This is a genomic window from Facklamia hominis CCUG 36813 (assembly GCF_000301035.1).
Lineage (GTDB): Bacteria > Bacillota > Bacilli > Lactobacillales > Aerococcaceae > Facklamia > Facklamia hominis.
Genome location: NZ_JH932292.1, coordinates 1,077,940 through 1,094,328, shown reverse-complemented (window position 1 = coordinate 1,094,328; position 16,389 = coordinate 1,077,940). Strand labels below are relative to the sequence as shown.

Below are 16,389 nucleotides of genomic sequence, written 5' to 3'. Positions count from 1 at the left end.
GGGTTGCCAATGTCAAATCAATCTCTGGAAATGCTGGTTCAAAAAATGGAAGATCAAATGAAAGCAGTAAACCAAACGGTATTTGAATTGAAGCAAGAGGTTAATCGGTTGACATTAGAGAATAACCGGCTTCGGATGCAACAATATGACGCTGTCGAGCAGATGACCTTATCTCAAGTTTTGACGGGAGAAGATACTTATGAATCGCAAGATCAGATTCAAGAAAGCGATCCGCTGAGCCCATCAAGAGCTCCCTCGGGTCGTCAACGTCTTCAGACATTTTATGATGAAGGGGTTCATATTTGTCATCATTATTTTGGTAAGAAACGTGATTTGCGTGAGGAGTGTATTTTTTGCCAAGATATTCTAGATTCTTTAGGAGATCAGCAAAATGACAAGTAGTACTTTGATGCCTGCTTTATCCCCAGAACAAGCTGCATTGGTTCGTGGGAATGAGCGGGTTGATTATATTTTAAGGGAACAGCGCTATATCATTCAAAACCCTGATTATTTTCCTTTTTCAATGGATGCTGTGCTTTTAGCTGATTTTGCTCCTTTGAATAAGAGGATTCATCGAATTATGGACTTTTGTAGTGGGGGCGGCATTATTCCCTTACTGCTTTCGGCTAAGACTCAAGCGGAGATTAAGGCCATTGAGATTCAAGTGCCTATCGCAGAAATGGCAAGACGATCAGTTCAATTAAATGGATTGGATGAACAAATTCAAATCATAACGGGAGATATTCGTCAATTAATGAAACCGATCAAGGAATTTGACCTGATCACCTGTAACCCGCCCTACTTTAAGTTGGATTCTTCTCACCGCCTTCATAAAAATAACTGTCATGCGATTGCCCGACATGAGATTCAGTTGACCTTAGAGGAATGGGTAGAAAAGGCAGCACTTCTTCTGAAAGATAAAGGGAAACTAGTAATCGTTTATCGTCCAAATCGATTGGATGATTTACTAGAAGCTTTGTTAGTGCATCATTTTGCTGTGAACCGTTTAAAATTTATATATCCGAAGCCAGACCAACGAGCGAATGGGGTACTTGTTGAGGCGATTTATCGCGGTGGGCGCCAAGGGATAAAGGTAGAGCCACCGATCATAGTCCACCAACTAGATAACAGCTATAGCCCACAGATGGAGCGGATCTATTATGGATAGATTGAGTGAAGATGGTTTTTATTTTTATGTGCTTTACTGCAGTGATCAAACCCTTTATGGAGGCTACACGGTAAATTTAGCCCAACGCATTGCCTGCCATAATCAGGGTAAGGGTGCTAAGTATACTCGCCCTTCTACAAGGCGCCCTGTGCGCTTAATCTATTGTGAAAAATGGCCTAGCAAGTCTTTGGCTATGTCAGCAGAGTATCATTTTAAGCAATTGACGAGGCCGCAGAAAGAACGCTATTTAAAAGAACAAGGTCTGGCTAATTTGGGGGATCCGTCCTATGTGATGCGAGATTTCTCTCTAGAAAAAGCTGATGACCAAGCGTAAATGAAAGGAGGAGTTGTATGCAGGTTCAAAAGAGTTTTCAGAATCAACATTCATGCCTTTATTTAGTGCCGACACCGATTGGGAATCTCAAGGATATGACCTACCGAGCGGTGGAAGTTCTTAAAGAGGTCGATTTGATTCTAGCTGAGGATACAAGGCACAGTCACTATTTGTTGTCCTACTATCAGATAGAAACGCCTGTCCAATCCTTTCATGAACATTCTAGTCAAGAAAAAGTCGCTGCCTATGTCGAACAAATTAAATCGGGTCAAACCTTGGCCTTGATTTCTGATGCTGGCATGCCTTTGATTAATGACCCCGGCCATCCCTTGGTACAAGCTTTATTAGAACAAGGGCTTCAGGTGATTGCGCTGCCAGGGGCTAATGCGGCCTTAACCGCTTTAGTGGCATCCGGTTTACCTGCTAATCAGTTCACTTATTATGGTTTTTTCCCACGCAAAAAGTCGGATCAACTTCAATTGTTGCAGGATCTTAGGGGAAAGAAGCAGAGTTTGATTTTTTATGAATCTCCCTATCGGCTTAAGACGACACTAAAAATAATGGCCAGTCAGTGGTCATCAGATACGGCGATTGTCATTGGACGGGAACTCACTAAGCAGTTTGAGGAATATTTAAGAGGGAGTCTTAGTGAAGTTCAAGCCTATGTTGCTGATCAGACCATTAAAGGTGAAATAGTCTTGATGGTCCACTTAGAAGAGGAGCGAATTTGCCAAGCGGAAGAACTTGGCTCAGAAGATTATAAAATGAAGGTTCAAGCATTAATGGTAGAAAAAGATTTATCTGCTAAAGCAGCTATTAAAGAAGTTGCAAACCAATATCAAGTGGATAAGCGAAGGGTTTATGCGGCCTATCATGAATTAGATTGAGGATGTAAAGGTGGAATGATTGTGAGTCAACGATGCGAATGGGTTCAAGGTAAACCGGCGTATTACATATCTTATCATGATCAAGTTTGGGGTAAGCCAGAGCATCGAGATCGCTATTTGTTCAAATATTTGCTAATGGAGACTTTTCATACAGGCTTATCTTGGCAGTTGGTTTTATCGAAAGAAGCTGAGTTTGAAAAGGCATTTGATGGTTTTGATTATCGGGTGATTGCCCACTATCAATCAGATAAAGTAGCGTCTTTATTAATGAATCGAGGGATTATTCGTCATCGAGGTAAGATTGAAGCTAGTATAAAAAATGCTCAGGCCTTCCTGCAAGTGCAAGCGGATTATGGTTCTTTTGATCACTTTATTTGGTCCTTTACACAAGGCCAAGTGGTCGAGCGTCAATCTGGAGAGGCGCTGGCAAAATGGTCTGACTTGAGTGATCAGGTAACCAGGGTTTTGAAGACGTATGGTTTTAAATATATCGGATCAGTCACTATTTATTCCTATCTTCAAGCAATTGGAGTGATCAATGACCATGACTTGAATTGTTCGTTTAGATAGCAAGAATGGGTATTTTAGAGGAGAAAATAGAAGGAGATAAAAAGGTGGAAAAGGAATCAATCTATGGGTTAACTCGTGAACAATTGGGAGCACAATTTTTAGAGTGGGGAGAAAAGAAATTTCGGGCCGATCAGGTCTGGCAATGGCTTTATCGCAAACGAGTTTCTTCCTTCCAAGAGATGACAAATTTATCAGATGCGCTTAGACAGCGGATGGAGGAACATTTTACTTTTAGCCCACTCAAAGAGGTAGTGGTGCAACGAGCTGAAGATAAAACAACGAAGTTTTTATTCCAGTTAGAAGATGATTCGATGATCGAAACCGTTTTGATGTACCATAATTATGGCCTATCTGTTTGTGTAACGACTCAATTAGGCTGTAATATCGGTTGTAAGTTTTGTGCGTCGGGTCTTTTACCCAAGCAAAGAGACTTAACAACGGGTGAGATTACCGCCCAGATTATGTATATCCAACGTTACTTAGATCAACGAGGAGAAGGCGAGAAGGTTAGTCATATTGTCGTTATGGGAATTGGAGAGCCTTTTGACAATTACGAGAATGTGATGCGGTTTATACGAATCGTAAATGATGATAAAGGTTTAGCGATTGGGGCACGTCATATGACGGTATCGACCTCCGGTTTGGCACCTAAAATTCGTGAATTTGCGCGAGAGGGTATACAGGTGAACCTAGCTGTATCACTCCATGCATCGAATAATGATGTGCGGTCTTCCATGATGCGGATTAATCGTAAGTATCCTATGGAAGAACTTTTTGACGCCATTTATGAATATACGCGTTTGACTAATCGACGGGTCACTTTTGAACATATTATGATTGATGGAGTGAATGACAGTCCTGACAATGCTCAAGAATTGGCTGATCTTTTGCAACCGATGCGAAAGCTAGCCTATGTTAACTTGATCCCTTATAATCCTGTTCCTGAAAATCCCTACCGTCGATCTAAACCGGAAGCAATCACCCAATTTTTTGATATCTTGATGCAAAACAATATTAACTGTGTGGTTCGTAAAGAATTTGGGACAGAGATCGAAGCTGCTTGTGGTCAACTTCGAAGCCAATATGAGCGCAAACGTCGTCAGCGGGTTAGTGGATAATATTGACTAGATATAGAAAATTTTAATTACGTAAATTTCAAGTATAAGTTAGCCACCTGGTTAACGTTCTATCTAAAGCTATTCCACTCTTTTAGTGACGGCTTGACAATGAGCTGAGGCATGGTAGTTTGGCTCACAGGTTTTGAGTCAACCCCCTAACACGAAAACCATGCAGAGGGAGGCTCGTTGTCAAGCCGGAACGAGTGCTAGAGATCGTCTTTCTTTATGTAAACAGCGTACAAAGACTTCATAAGGGGTCTCATAGTCTAAAATTTTGCGCGGATAGTTGTTCATCCATTGTTGGATTCGGAGACAATCCTCTTCTGTTATATCTTTCATTGATGTTTCTTTGGGTAAGAAGCGTCGAATGAATCCATGTTGATTTTCACTGGTCCCTCTTTCCCAAGAAGCATAAGGATGGGCAAAGTAGACCGCTATTTGTTCAGCCACCGCTTGACTTAACGTCGCAAACTCTAAGCCATTATCAGCTGTCATACTCTTGAAGAGTAACGATAAATGATCGCCTGCGAGTCCTTGTAACTTTCTTAGGGCGACCTCCACCGCTTGTGCAGTCTTATTCTTTATCTTTAGAATGACTTCAAATCGACTGAATCGTTCAGCTAAGGTTAACAAGACGGGTTCATCTTTACCTTTCTTGCCAATGACCGTATCAATTTCCCAGTGGCCAAAAGTATTCCGCTTATTGATTTCCTCAGGGCGCTCGTCGATGGAAGTTCCCAAGACTTTCTTATGGGGGCGGGTCTTCGGTACTCTCGCTTTGGTATTACGACGAAGTTTTTCAAATAAATCAATATTTCGCGTCTTCATAATCTGACAATCAATCCAATAATAGAGGGTGGTGGTACAAGGAATGAGTCGAGGGTCGATATCAAGGACTTCTTTGGCTCGGTGGACGACGACATCAGGCGACCATTTATCTTCTAACATCCGCTGATCGGCCCAATCGATAAAGTCACTTGAGTAGGACCAGAGAGGTTTGCGCCCACAATTTTGACGCTGATGCTCATAATTTTCTTGGCCGACTTCAGCGACATACTTAGAATAGTACCATTTATAAACCTTGCCGTTTTGCTTTTGTTGTCGGATTTGTTTAATGGTACCGCGTTTAATTTCGTTATGGATTGTCTGTGGCGACCGTCCGAGTATGCGAGCAATGGCTCGATTAGAATGGTCTTGTTCTTTCAAAAGCTCAATTTGGCTCCGTTCTTTGAACGATAAGTGTTTTGATTTCCGATCAGATGTGGTAGAGTGTGTTTGCGTCATGTAAATTCATTCTCCTTATATTTTTTGTGTGGTAGCTAAAATATAACATGAATTTACATGGCTTTTTTATTTTTTATGGTGGCTAAGTTGATTATAAAATCCGCCAAAATTTTAATTAATTAAAAACATCGGTTTTTGTATAGTGGAAACTCCTATGACAGAAACCGATGTTTGTTTTATGAACCTTATTAGATGGCTGGCTATCATTGATGAGGTGCTATCTGGTTTAGATCAAACATGTATTCAATTGTCGTCGATGTTCAGTATTTTTTTGGTGCAGAACATTCGGCCTATTAAAATACAGAGTACTTCATCTATAAATAACAAACGGGTAAGTAGAGTTGTTTCAACACCTACTTACCCGTTTATTTTGTTATCTTTTTTTCAATTCGCCTAAGATTTCTTGTAGCAATTCTGTTTCGCTAGGGCCTTCAGGTTCAGGATCCGGTGAAACAATCTTCTTATGTTGAACTCTTTCCAGAGCTTTAAGCGTTAAATAAAGGAAAAGAGCAATTAAGATGAAGTCAATAATGGCTTGTAAAAACTGACCATATTGTAATGTCGTATTTCCAATATTAAAAGCAAGTCCTGTCACATCTGCTTGTCCTGTGATGGCTACGATCAAAGGCATGAAAATATTATCGACTAAGGAGCTCACGATTTTGGTAAAAGCTGATCCCATAATGATCCCAGTTGCCATAGTAATAATATTATCATTAGCGATAAACGCTTTAAATTCCTTCCACATACAAATACCTCCTATTTTAGATAGCTTAAATATAGGCTATTTTGTCTAAAGCTTCAAGTTATTTGCTCATTGATTGAGGATAGATATATTGCTCAATTGGGTATAGCGACGCATCAATTTCCCAGCTCCCTTGGTCAAGCAATTGAACCCATTGGTAAGCTAAGTAGGGTCCGGAAGTTAGTCCGGAGGAACCTAAGCCGGAGATGGCCCAAACGTTATTTAATTGAGGAACTGCACCAACTAATATATCATATGTCGAAGTATAGGCCCGGGTACCAACTCTTGTTGAATGAATCGATCGATTCTTGAGTGTTGGGACATAGTTATAAGCATGTTGAAGCAGCTCGTTAAGAACTTTTGCATCCGGTTTTAAATCAAATCCCTGATTGTCCTCGTGAGAAGCACCGATGACGATTTCTCCATTATTAAAAGGGATAATGTCTACTTCACCTGGCGGCATAATGACAGGCCAATGTTTATTCGTCCAGTCGCTATCATAAAAGCTTAAAAGCTGCCCCTTTTGTGGACGAATGTCACAGGCTAGACCAAAGGGTTTTAAGAGTTCTGGTAACCATGGTCCGACAGCTAGGAGTATTTGATCATAGGACTCTGTAAAGTCATGGCTTTTAATTAAGTATTTTCCTTGAGGAGATCTTTGAAAGCTGGCTTTATCGTGAATCACTTGTTTGCCACGATCTTTGACTGCTTGCTGGAGGGTTTGAATGAGGGCTAGACCATCAATGCGAGCGCCCCCTTGAATCCAGCTAGCGGGTAGATTAGATTCATAGAGAGGAAATGCTTTTTTGATTTTTTGGCTAGTTAGTGATTTAACAAATCCGATAGATGGAGATTCTGGACGTTTCTTAGCGGCTTGATCTAGGTCGAATTGAAGGTCTTTATCTTTTTTTCGTGGAAGAAGGGCAGTATCTTCTTGGAAAATACCATCGGTTTTATAACCGTCTTGGGAAAGATCTTCCATAAACTGGCGGTAAAATTCGGCTCCTTTTGATACAAGAAAGTACCAAGCTTTATTGCGTCTTTTTGAAAACCAGGGGCAAATAATGCCGGCCGAAGCACGAGTCGCTTGACCGACTCCATGATCGTACAGGGTTACGTCATAGTTTTTACGGCTAAGGTAGTAGGCAGCGGTGGAACCGACGATGCCACCACCAATAATGGCTATTTTTTGATCTTTCATAAATAGACCTCTTTCTAATTGGATTTTAGGACCTGTTTAATGCTATTCTAGACTAATGAGGACTAAAAGCAAAGAGGGGGAATAAGGATGAACTCAACGATTCACACCTTATTAAATCATCGTAGTATTCGTTTTTTTAAGGATCAAGCTATTCCAATGGAAGATTTAACGACTATGCTTGAAGCCATGAACCGTACAGCTACTTCAACGGGCATGCAAATGGCGTCATGGATTAGGGTAACAGATCCTAAGTTAAAGGCAGAGTTGGCTCAAGTAGCCTGTCAGCCTTATCTGGCAAAGACACCAGAATTATTTATTTTTATTGTAGACCTTTATAGAAATAGTCAAATTGCCAAAGCCAAGGGTTATCAGGGATCCAAATTTCGATCAATGGATAACTTTTTTCAAGGCCTAGCAGATGCCTACTTACAAGCACAAAGCCTAACTTTGGCAGCGGAGGCCTCCGGTTTAGGAGCGGTCTTTTTTGGCTCTATTTTGAATGATCCGACTAGGGTTATTCAATTGCTGAAGTTACCTGAGTTAACTTTTCCGATTCTAGGCTTGGGTATGGGGTATCCGGATGATCAACCTGAGAAAAAACCGCGTATTCCGGTTAATATGAAGTTGGGTGAAAATAGTTATCCTTATTTGGCCAATTATGACCAGACTTTTCAAGCCTACGATGAGGCTATGAGCCATTACTATGATACCCGAAACAAGAATCAACGATCGGACACCTTTACTAATCAAGTCATTAGCAAATTGGCACAGGGAAAAAAGAAACGTGCCCAATTGATGCGAGTTGTTCAAAGTCAAGGGTTTGATGTATGGCTAGAAGATGAAACAGAGTATGGGGATTAATCCTTGTTGATTAAACACCGATGAATAATGTGCTAAAATAGAACCGTTAAGAAAGGTGGTTTCTTCGAATGGGAGAATTTCAATTGAATAAAAATTTAGCCAAGGCAAGCCAAAGTCCAATACGCGCTTTTGATGATCAAATTTCAAATATTCCTGATTTGATCCGGTTGACGATTGGGGAGCCTGATTTTGATACACCAGATTTTATAAAAGAAGCAGCCATCCAGGCGATTCAAGCAACAGATAATGGTTATAGCCATTCAAGAGGTCTTATTGCTTTAAGAAAGGCTATTCAAGCCTTTTTAAAACGCCATTTTGGCTTGGATTATTCAATTGATCAAGAAATTATCGTTACAAATGGGGCGACCGAGGGGATATTTGCTTGCTTAATGGCGTGTTTAAATCCAGGAGATCAGGTGTTGGTTCCTTCTCCATATTATGGGGCCTATAAAACTCAAATTAGTGTTGTTGGGGGAGAGTTAATTCCGATTGATTTATCGAAACAGTCTATGAAATTAACGCCAGATCTTCTGGAATCAGCGGTTAAAGCGCATCCTAAAGCACGGTTGTTAATTTTTAATCACCCTGTTAACCCGACGGGTCAAGCATACAGTGCTCAGGAAGTGCAAGCCTTGGCACAAGTTATTAAGACGCATCAACTATTTGTCATTGCGGATGAGATTTATTCCTTTTTGAATTTTGACCAAGACCCTGTCTCTTTGGCTCAGTTCATTCCAAATCAGACTCTACTAGTAAATGGGGCTTCTAAATCTCACGCTATGACCGGGTGGCGCATGGGCTTCGTGTGTGGCCCTCAAGACTTAATACAGGAAGTCTTTAAAGTGCATCAAGCGTGTGTAACAGCAGCTTCGACACAATCTCAGTACGCGGCTTTGGCAGCTTATACTCAAGGAGATCAAGTGATTGCCTCGATGCGCCAATCTTATCAAACGCGTCGGGATTATTTAGTTGCTGCTTTGACTGAGGCGGGATATGAAGTGTCTTCTCCTAGAGGAGCCTTCTACCTCTTTATTAAAGTGCCAGCAAGCTATCAAGGCGATGATTATCAGTTTTGTTTAGACCTTGCTCACCAAGCTGGTGTGGGCTTGATTCCAGGTAGTTGCTTTGGTCAAGCTGGTAAAGGTTATTGTCGCTTATCTTATGCTGCTAGCATGGACTTGTTGCAACAAGCTGTTCAGCGGATGACAGCATTTAAGAAGACCGAGTAAAGTGAGAATATTTCTTAATTCATTAAAAAAGCATTGACATTTGATAAATAGTTGGTAGAATAAGGTCAATAGTTTAAGAAACACGTTGAAGTGGAAAGTAAATTGTTCGTGGATTGATAGAGAGCTTACGGTTGGTGGAAGTAAGTAGTCTAACCCAATTGAAAATGGCCACTGAGTGGCTAGTCTGAATGCATAGCAATAAGACTAGACGGCGGCACCCGTTAGATAGGCAGCAGTATAACAAGACGGTAAGTCTTGCGTACTGGCTGAGGTAGCTTCAGTGATGGATCTACAAAATAAGGTGGTAACACGAATTCTTCTCGTCCTTTGTTGAGGACGAGATTTTTTTATGGAGAAGGGAGTTATGAGAATGATCGAATTAAAGGATTTAACGGTTCATTTTCAAGTGGATGATCGGGAAATAACCGCAGTGAGTGATGTGAATTTGAAAGTTGAGGCAGGAGAAATTTATGGTATCGTGGGTTACTCGGGAGCTGGTAAGTCTACTCTGGTTCGAACGATTAACCTATTGCAAAGACCTAGTCAGGGACAGGTGTTGGTCAAAGGACAAGATATGCTAGCTTTATCTGCTGGTAAGTTACGTCAGGCACGTAAGAAAATAGGTATGATTTTTCAACATTTTAATTTAATGGAATCAAGAACGATTGCAGATAATGTTGCTTTTCCTTTGAAAGGATCTAAATTGACTCAAAGTCAAAAGCAAGAAAAGGTACAGGACTTATTAACCTTAGTAGGCTTAGCGGATAAAGCGGCCGCTTATCCTAACCAATTGTCAGGCGGACAAAAACAACGGGTAGCGATCGCAAGAGCTTTGGCTAATGATCCAGATATTTTATTATGTGATGAAGCAACGTCTGCCTTGGATCCTAAAACGACTCAATCGATTTTAGACTTATTACGGCAGTTAAATCAAAAATTAAATTTGACAATTGTGATTATTACGCACGAGATGGCAGTTGTAAAAGATTTATGCCACCGAGTGGCGGTGATGGAAAATGGAAAAATTTTAGAGCAGGGATCGATCGTTGATATCTTTACCAATCCACGCAAAGCATTGACCAAGGAATTTATAGATACGGCTACCCATTTTGACCGTGAGGTAAAGGTTGTTTTAGATAAAATTCAAGCAAGTTCACAGAATTTACCAACGATTGCACGCTTATCTTATGTTGGATCGGGAACGAATCAACCGATTATTACCCATTTAGCCAAAGAATATGGCTTAGATGTCAATATTTTATATGGGAACGTTGAAGTACTTCAAGGAGTCTCCGTTGGGAATCTATTGGTGACCTTTGATGCCTCAGACCAACAACTCGAAAAAGCCTTAGCCTATCTCAAGGAAAGACAGGTTCAAGTTGAGTTAATTCAATCGAATAAGGAGGAATATCATGGATAATTTAAGAATCGAACTGTTTGATTCCGTTCAAGAGCAATTTCCAAATTTTTCTAATTGGATGGCAGAGCACTTACCTTATGCTTGGCCTTTACTAGATGAGTTTGTGAAGGGCTTTATTGAGACGGTCTATATGCTTGGCTTAACGATTATTTTTGCAGGGTTACTAGGTTTAATTATTGGGGTTATAATTACTGTTACGGGGCCTAAGGGGATTTTACCTAATCGTACGATTTATAAGATCTTGGACTCGTTTATCAATATTTTCCGGTCGATTCCCTTTATCATTCTATTGGCTTTACTGGTAGGAGTTACTCGTTGGATTGTTGGTACATCAATCGGTCCGTCTGCCGCAGCTGTTCCAATTATCGCAGGTACGATTCCTTTTTTTGCTAGACAAGTTGAAATTGCCTTGCTGGAAGTAGATCCCGGTGTGATTGAAGCTGCTTTAGCGATGGGATCAACCCCTTGGGATATTATTACTCGAGTATATTTGAGAGAAGGGCTTCCAAGTCTGTTGAGGGTCTCAGCATCTACGATTATTAGTGTGATAGGACTGACAGCGATGGCTGGGGCTGTTGGTGGCGGGGGATTAGGCACTGTCGCGATTGCTAGAGGTTACCAGCGTTCAAGGATGGATGTTATTTTAGTGGCAACTGTCTTAATCTTAGTGATCGTGTTTATTAGTCAAGTGATCTTCAATGGATTGATCCGTTTATGCGATCATCGCGACTAAACAAGGGATAAGCTTTAGTGAACTGTCCAAAAGATTTCGATAACAGATATTCTGTTGTATAGAAACTACAAAGATAGATTAAATTATAAAGGAGAAATTGATTATGAAAAAATTGTTTAAAACCATTGCATCTGTATCTTTAATTGCTTCATTATTGACGGGGACAATTCACGCTCAAGATAAGTCTTTTGAGGGTGAAAGTGTGAAGGTGGGAGTTGCTTCGGAATATGAAGAGGATGTTTGGAAGGTTGTCCAAGATAAAGCAAAATCAGAGGGGATTGATCTGGAGATTGTTCTCTTTAATGATTATGTTCAACCTAATATTTCCTTAGCAGATGGATCAATTGATCTCAATGCTTTTCAACATGTGGCTTATCTAAATGACTGGAACGAATCAAATAAAGAAGATTTACAGGCGATCGGCTTCTCTTATGTGGCACCTTTAAAGTTGTATTCTGAAAAAATAAAGTCCTTAGATGAGCTTAAAGAAGGGGATACAGTCGCTATTCCTAGCGACGTGACTAATGGTGGTCGCGCTTTGCTAGCTTTGCAACAAGCGGGAGTAATTGAAGTTGATGAATCCAAGGGTGTTTTACCGACGGTTGCGGATATCATAAAAAACGATAAAAATATCAAGTTTCAAGAATTAGATGCTTCCCAATTAGCTAATGCCTTGCCAGATGTGGCAGCAGCAGCCATTAATAATAATTTTGCGACGGATGCAGGATTGTCTGACGATCAAGCAATTTATAATGATGCCGAAGATATCTCAAGTTTACCGATTGATTATAAGAATGTAATCGTTGCTCGTGCAGACCAAAAAGAAAATCCACTTTATTCACATATTGTGGAGCTATATCATAGTCAAGAGGTGACGGATAAATTGAGCGAAGTGTCTAAAGGCTCAGACGTCCCCGCTTGGTCAGAAAAAGATGACTTACCTTTAAATATTGCTCCTGAATCTGAAAAAGAATAAAATTAGAGTTAATCGCTCGAACGCTCGTTTTGATATAAGAATGTATAAAATCAGCTGGGTTAAGTATCCAGCTGATTTTTAGCTAATCCTTTAAGGATAATCGATCGGGATGAGTATATCCAACTTTTTATCTATGTTATAATTGGATCAATCAATGTATTTTAATGGGAGGAATGGTCATGATGAAGCGAGTCGCTAATCTTATCCAGTGTGGGTTACTGTCTGTATTACTAGTTTATGGATTGATTGTGAATTGGGGCATCCCTAAAATTTATACTTTTTTATCCGTCGTTGTTCTTGGGGTTGTATTAGGCTTATTATTCCTAATTTATGGTATCGAAGAGTGGGAATATCGTCGTCGCTTTGGGGTTCATATAGGACTTTCTGCTTTAGCCATTTTATTGGTCGCTTTGTTTAATCAATGGATCGTGATTGATTGGACACGAGTTTTCATGGTGATTTTGATTTTAGCTGGCTTGGCACTATTAGGATATCTGGCTTATTATTACTATAAAAATCAAGACCAATCGCCAAAGACATCAAATATCAGTGAGGTTGAAGCTGGGGGTTATCAATCGCCAGTTCCTGGTCAAGTAACTTATACTGATGATTTAGAAGAAGACTTGAACAGTGGTACGACGAATGAAGAAGTAGCTACAGATTTCGATGATTCTTCATTAAAAAATGTAGAGCATGCTGGAGAATCGAAAGCCTTTGATTGGAATGTTTTGAAATTCTGGAACAGAAAAGAAGACAAAAAGGCAGAGGAAGAATCTCAGAGCCAAGACATTCAAGCTCATGATGACGAGCTTGACGAAGTTATGGATGATTCCCAGGAGCCTGATCGTCAAGATGATCAAGTAGAAGATCATCGCCTTGAAGGTAATATCTCAGATCTAGACCAGGATAAAGACTATATCTATCAAACTGAAGAAAAAAGTTCAGCCCATGTATTGGCTTATGATGATAAAGAAGCTAATGAGGAAGAAGCGTCGTCTTCGAAAGATTAGCTTGTAGGAAAGGAGCATTTTCTTGATAGTTGATATTCATAGTCATTTACTGCCAGGAGTTGACGATGGGGCACAGACATTGGAAGATTCAATTGGACTTGCTAAAGAGGCGGTTAAACAAGGGGTGAGTCATCAGATTTTAACCCCCCACCATCGAAACGGCCGTTATAATAATTATGCCAAGAATGTCAAAGCAGCGACACAAGCTTTGCAATCCATCTATGATCAAGAAGGAATTCCTCTGACCTTGCATGCCAGTCAAGAGATTCGGATTACCTCACACTTGCTTGATGACCTCTATGCGGAGCATTTATTATCTTTAGATGATCAGGGGAATTACTATTTGTGTGAATTTCCAACGCAGCAAGCGAGTCAAGAAGAGATTGCCATTCTTGAAAACCTTTTGGATATGGGTCTGACTCCGGTGATTGCACATCCTGAGCGTAATCTTGCTTTTCAAGCTGATTTTTCTTTATTAGCTGATTTAATCAATCAAGGGTGTTTGAGCCAAGTGACGACTTCTTGTATTGCAGGAGTATACGGTAAGGAATTGTATCAATATGCCTATGATATGATCGATCAAGGGCTGGTGCATGTCTTAGCATCTGACGCTCATCATTTAGACTGGCGTTCTTTTCATTATCAAAAGGCCTTCGCTCAGTTAGAGAAAGACTTTGGTCGAGAGAAAGTCGTACAATTCCAGCAAAATGCTAAGGCTATTTTAAATGGAGATGTGGTTCAAAGGGATTCCGTTCATATAAAGAAAGGTAAAAATTTTTTAAAACGATTTACAAAATGGTTTTAAGGAAATTAATTTTAAGCATTGCACTTTAGCCCGAGTTCGTGGATAATAGGGCTAGAGTGCTTTTTATTATTTTTAATTATTATTTATGGAGGAATTATGGAAGAGGAAATTTCGTTATTAGACTTATGGAAATTGTTTTTAAAACATTTTAAGACCATCTTTTTTATGACTTTATTGGGGATTATCGTCTCTGTAGTAGTGACAAAAGTATTTATAACCCCTCAATATAAGTCAAAGGCAGAATTGATTGTCAATCAGGAGTCTAATTCTAGTCAGACCATTCAATATAATGATTTACAGACTTCAATTAATTTGATTAATACTTACAAGGATATCATTCAATCGGAATCTCTGTTAACAGAGGTTAGTCAAAAAATGGGTGGACAAGTGACGGCTGAACAATTATCTGATTCTATTGATGTTGAGCAATCACAAAATTCTCAAGCTTTTGAGGTGTCTGCTACTTTGCCCGATCCAAAGCTAGCTCAAGAAGTGGTTGATAATGTGGTGACTTCTTTTCAAGAGACCTTGAAAGGAATATACGGAGATAAAATTTCAAATATATATTTACTATCGTCTGCTAACTATAATCCGGTGGCCGTTTCTCCTCGCACGATTTTATCTGCTTTAATTGGAATGGTGCTTGGTGGTGCCCTTTCCCTTTTAGTGGTTATTGTCCAAGAATTATCGGATACGACTGTTAAAAATGAGGATTTCCTCAATGGGTTAGGCATGATCAAGTTAGGAGAAGTTTATAGTATTAGTAAGGAAGACCGTAAAAAAGCCCGAAAACATGGCCAAAAGAAAGCAAATAGAAGGAGGGGCTAATTATGTTTGGTAATTTATTAAAGAAACGAACAGCAAAGGCGGAAAAATTTTTAAAAGAACAACCTTTAGGGGCCCCTTTAGTAGTACAAGCAGATCCGATGTCGCTTTATGCTGAACAATTTAGAACCTTGCGGACAAATATAGATTTTTCGCAAGTTGATCAGAACCTTAAGTCTCTTATGGTCACTTCGGCTATTCCAGCTGAAGGTAAAACGTTGATATCTTCAAATTTAGCGGTAATTCAAGCGTCAACGGAAAAGTCTGTTCTCTTAGTGGATGCGGATTTTCGTAAGCCAACGCTCCATCGGACATTTAGGATCTCGAATGAAAAGGGTCTAACTTCCCTTTTGGTCGCTCAAGATCCTGAAGCTGGCTTGGAAATTCGGTGTGATCAGGAGACTGGTGTTTATCTCTTACCTTCAGGACCGATTCCACCAAATCCAGCTGAACTTCTATCATCAGCTCGAATGAATATGGTGATGAAGATGCTATCCAAACAATTTGATTTGGTGATATATGATGTTCCACCTGTTAATTCGGTCACGGATGCTCAGATAATGGCCGGTAAAGTCGATGGTGCTATCTTAGTGGTCCGTTCAGGTTATGTTCGAAAGGAAGAAGTCAAAGCGGCAACTGAGGCGTTGAAAAATGTCGATGCTAATGTATTGGGCTATGTCCTTAATGATGTTGACCGTAAGGAAAAAGGTGGCTATTATTCTTATTCCTACTATCGCCACGAAGAATAGAGATATAAAGAACCCCCTCTCATAAGTTTTGTGGAGGGGGTTCTTTTTGTAGTCAGTTTTATGCCTTTAAAAGAAAGTGATTTGCCGCACTTAGAATTGTTTGGTCGTTAGCGTAAGTTAAGCGGTTGAAGGCAGATTCATAATTGAGCCAGTCATAAGCTAATACCTCACTTTGTTGTGTTTGTACGTTTGGGTCATGTGCTTGAGCGATAAAATATACCACTTCTTTGCTTACTCCCTCTTTAGGAGAGTATTGACAGGTTTTTCGAAATTGCGTGTTGAGTTCAACTTCTAGTTGGGTTTCTTCAAAGATTTCTCTCAAGGCAGTTTCTTCCTCGGTCTCATTGTTTTCTACATGGCCTTTTGGGAAAGCCCAGTGCCCACCGTTTTTATGCTGGATCAATAAAAAATAGATTTGCTGATTTTTAAGTTGATAACAAATGGCACCGCATGATTTTTCTTTTTTCATAATTT

Annotated in this window: 19 protein-coding genes and 1 other annotated feature; of the genes, 15 read left to right on the top strand and 4 right to left on the bottom strand. The window is 40.0% G+C overall.

Going from position 1 to position 16,389, the window contains the following annotated elements; translation table 11 throughout:
• The first annotated feature begins 9 nt into the window (after window positions 1–9).
• The 6 genes from HMPREF9706_RS05020 to rlmN are packed head-to-tail and all read left to right on the top strand — an operon-like array spanning window position 10 to window position 4,077.
• Window positions 10–402 (top strand): initiation control protein YabA, encoded by a 393-nt coding sequence (locus HMPREF9706_RS05020; protein ID WP_006908289.1) that lies wholly within the window; start codon window positions 10–12, stop codon window positions 400–402.
• Entirely contained in the window at window positions 392–1,168 is a 777-nt protein-coding gene (locus tag HMPREF9706_RS05015) for a tRNA1(Val) (adenine(37)-N6)-methyltransferase (protein ID WP_006908288.1), read from the top strand. Before HMPREF9706_RS05020 ends, HMPREF9706_RS05015 begins: the two co-directional genes overlap by 11 nt.
• Window positions 1,161–1,502 (top strand): GIY-YIG nuclease family protein, encoded by a 342-nt coding sequence (locus HMPREF9706_RS05010; RefSeq protein ID WP_006908287.1) that lies wholly within the window; start codon window positions 1,161–1,163, stop codon window positions 1,500–1,502. The genes HMPREF9706_RS05015 and HMPREF9706_RS05010 overlap by 8 nt, the downstream gene beginning before the upstream one ends.
• Window positions 1,503–1,519: 17 nt before the next feature.
• Complete coding sequence (rsmI, locus tag HMPREF9706_RS05005) at window positions 1,520–2,389, top strand: 16S rRNA (cytidine(1402)-2'-O)-methyltransferase (RefSeq protein WP_006908286.1); 870 nt, start codon at window positions 1,520–1,522, stop codon at window positions 2,387–2,389.
• Window positions 2,390–2,410: 21 nt separating this feature from the next.
• Window positions 2,411–2,959: a DNA-3-methyladenine glycosylase I gene (locus tag HMPREF9706_RS05000; protein ID WP_006908285.1), complete on the top strand. Its 549-nt coding sequence runs from the start codon at window positions 2,411–2,413 to the stop codon at window positions 2,957–2,959.
• A 5-nt stretch (window positions 2,960–2,964) separates the two neighbouring features.
• Window positions 2,965–4,077 carry a 23S rRNA (adenine(2503)-C(2))-methyltransferase RlmN gene (gene rlmN, locus HMPREF9706_RS04995; protein WP_051009494.1) on the top strand — a complete coding sequence of 371 codons (1,113 nt, stop codon included), beginning with the start codon at window positions 2,965–2,967 and terminating at the stop codon, window positions 4,075–4,077.
• A 189-nt stretch (window positions 4,078–4,266) separates the two neighbouring features.
• Here the strand turns inward: rlmN and HMPREF9706_RS04990 are convergent, their stop codons facing one another.
• The 3 genes from HMPREF9706_RS04990 to HMPREF9706_RS04980 all read right to left on the bottom strand — a co-directional run bounded on the left by HMPREF9706_RS04990 (window position 4,267) and on the right by HMPREF9706_RS04980 (window position 7,307).
• Window positions 4,267–5,361, bottom strand: a complete 1,095-nt coding sequence (locus HMPREF9706_RS04990) for an IS30 family transposase (RefSeq protein ID WP_006908283.1) — start codon at window positions 5,359–5,361, stop codon at window positions 4,267–4,269.
• 373 nt (window positions 5,362–5,734) lie between these two features.
• Window positions 5,735–6,109, bottom strand: a complete 375-nt coding sequence (gene mscL, locus HMPREF9706_RS04985) for a large conductance mechanosensitive channel protein MscL (RefSeq protein ID WP_006908282.1) — start codon at window positions 6,107–6,109, stop codon at window positions 5,735–5,737.
• 58 nt (window positions 6,110–6,167) lie between these two features.
• Window positions 6,168–7,307 (bottom strand): NAD(P)/FAD-dependent oxidoreductase, encoded by a 1,140-nt coding sequence (locus HMPREF9706_RS04980; RefSeq protein WP_006908281.1) that lies wholly within the window; start codon window positions 7,305–7,307, stop codon window positions 6,168–6,170.
• An 87-nt stretch (window positions 7,308–7,394) separates the two neighbouring features.
• Between HMPREF9706_RS04980 and HMPREF9706_RS04975 the strand changes: the two genes are divergently transcribed.
• From HMPREF9706_RS04975 to HMPREF9706_RS04935, 9 genes are all read left to right on the top strand, one after another.
• Window positions 7,395–8,168, top strand: coding sequence for an NADPH-dependent oxidoreductase (locus HMPREF9706_RS04975; protein ID WP_006908280.1), 774 nt, complete (start codon window positions 7,395–7,397; stop codon window positions 8,166–8,168).
• Window positions 8,169–8,236: 68 nt separating this feature from the next.
• Window positions 8,237–9,397, top strand: coding sequence for an aminotransferase class I/II-fold pyridoxal phosphate-dependent enzyme (locus HMPREF9706_RS04970; protein ID WP_006908279.1), 1,161 nt, complete (start codon window positions 8,237–8,239; stop codon window positions 9,395–9,397).
• A gap of 76 nt (window positions 9,398–9,473) precedes the next feature.
• Window positions 9,474–9,728: a binding site (T-box leader), on the top strand.
• Window positions 9,729–9,767: 39 nt separating this feature from the next.
• The gene (locus HMPREF9706_RS04965; protein WP_016648791.1) at window positions 9,768–10,817 is read left to right on the top strand and encodes a methionine ABC transporter ATP-binding protein; all 1,050 of its coding nucleotides are present in this window, start codon (window positions 9,768–9,770) and stop codon (window positions 10,815–10,817) included.
• Window positions 10,810–11,550, top strand: a complete 741-nt coding sequence (locus HMPREF9706_RS04960; protein ID WP_006908277.1) for a methionine ABC transporter permease — start codon at window positions 10,810–10,812, stop codon at window positions 11,548–11,550. The genes HMPREF9706_RS04965 and HMPREF9706_RS04960 overlap by 8 nt, the downstream gene beginning before the upstream one ends.
• 103 nt (window positions 11,551–11,653) lie before the next feature.
• Entirely contained in the window at window positions 11,654–12,526 is an 873-nt protein-coding gene (locus tag HMPREF9706_RS04955; protein ID WP_006908276.1) for a MetQ/NlpA family ABC transporter substrate-binding protein, read from the top strand.
• A gap of 179 nt (window positions 12,527–12,705) precedes the next feature.
• Window positions 12,706–13,536 carry a DUF3021 family protein gene (locus HMPREF9706_RS04950; RefSeq protein WP_006908275.1) on the top strand — a complete coding sequence of 277 codons (831 nt, stop codon included), beginning with the start codon at window positions 12,706–12,708 and terminating at the stop codon, window positions 13,534–13,536.
• 22 nt (window positions 13,537–13,558) lie between these two features.
• Window positions 13,559–14,341, top strand: a complete 783-nt coding sequence (locus HMPREF9706_RS04945; RefSeq protein WP_006908274.1) for a tyrosine-protein phosphatase — start codon at window positions 13,559–13,561, stop codon at window positions 14,339–14,341.
• A gap of 96 nt (window positions 14,342–14,437) precedes the next feature.
• The gene (locus HMPREF9706_RS04940) at window positions 14,438–15,169 is read left to right on the top strand and encodes a YveK family protein (RefSeq protein ID WP_006908273.1); all 732 of its coding nucleotides are present in this window, start codon (window positions 14,438–14,440) and stop codon (window positions 15,167–15,169) included.
• Window positions 15,170–15,171: 2 nt separating this feature from the next.
• On the top strand, window positions 15,172–15,915 hold the full coding sequence (locus tag HMPREF9706_RS04935) for a CpsD/CapB family tyrosine-protein kinase (RefSeq protein ID WP_006908272.1): 744 nt from the start codon (window positions 15,172–15,174) through the stop codon (window positions 15,913–15,915).
• Between the two features lie 58 nt (window positions 15,916–15,973).
• Here the strand turns inward: HMPREF9706_RS04935 and HMPREF9706_RS04930 are convergent, their stop codons facing one another.
• A complete protein-coding gene (locus tag HMPREF9706_RS04930) occupies window positions 15,974–16,384 on the bottom strand; it encodes a bis(5'-nucleosyl)-tetraphosphatase (RefSeq protein WP_006908271.1) in 411 nt (136 codons plus the stop codon).
• Window positions 16,385–16,389: the final 5 nt, after the last annotated feature.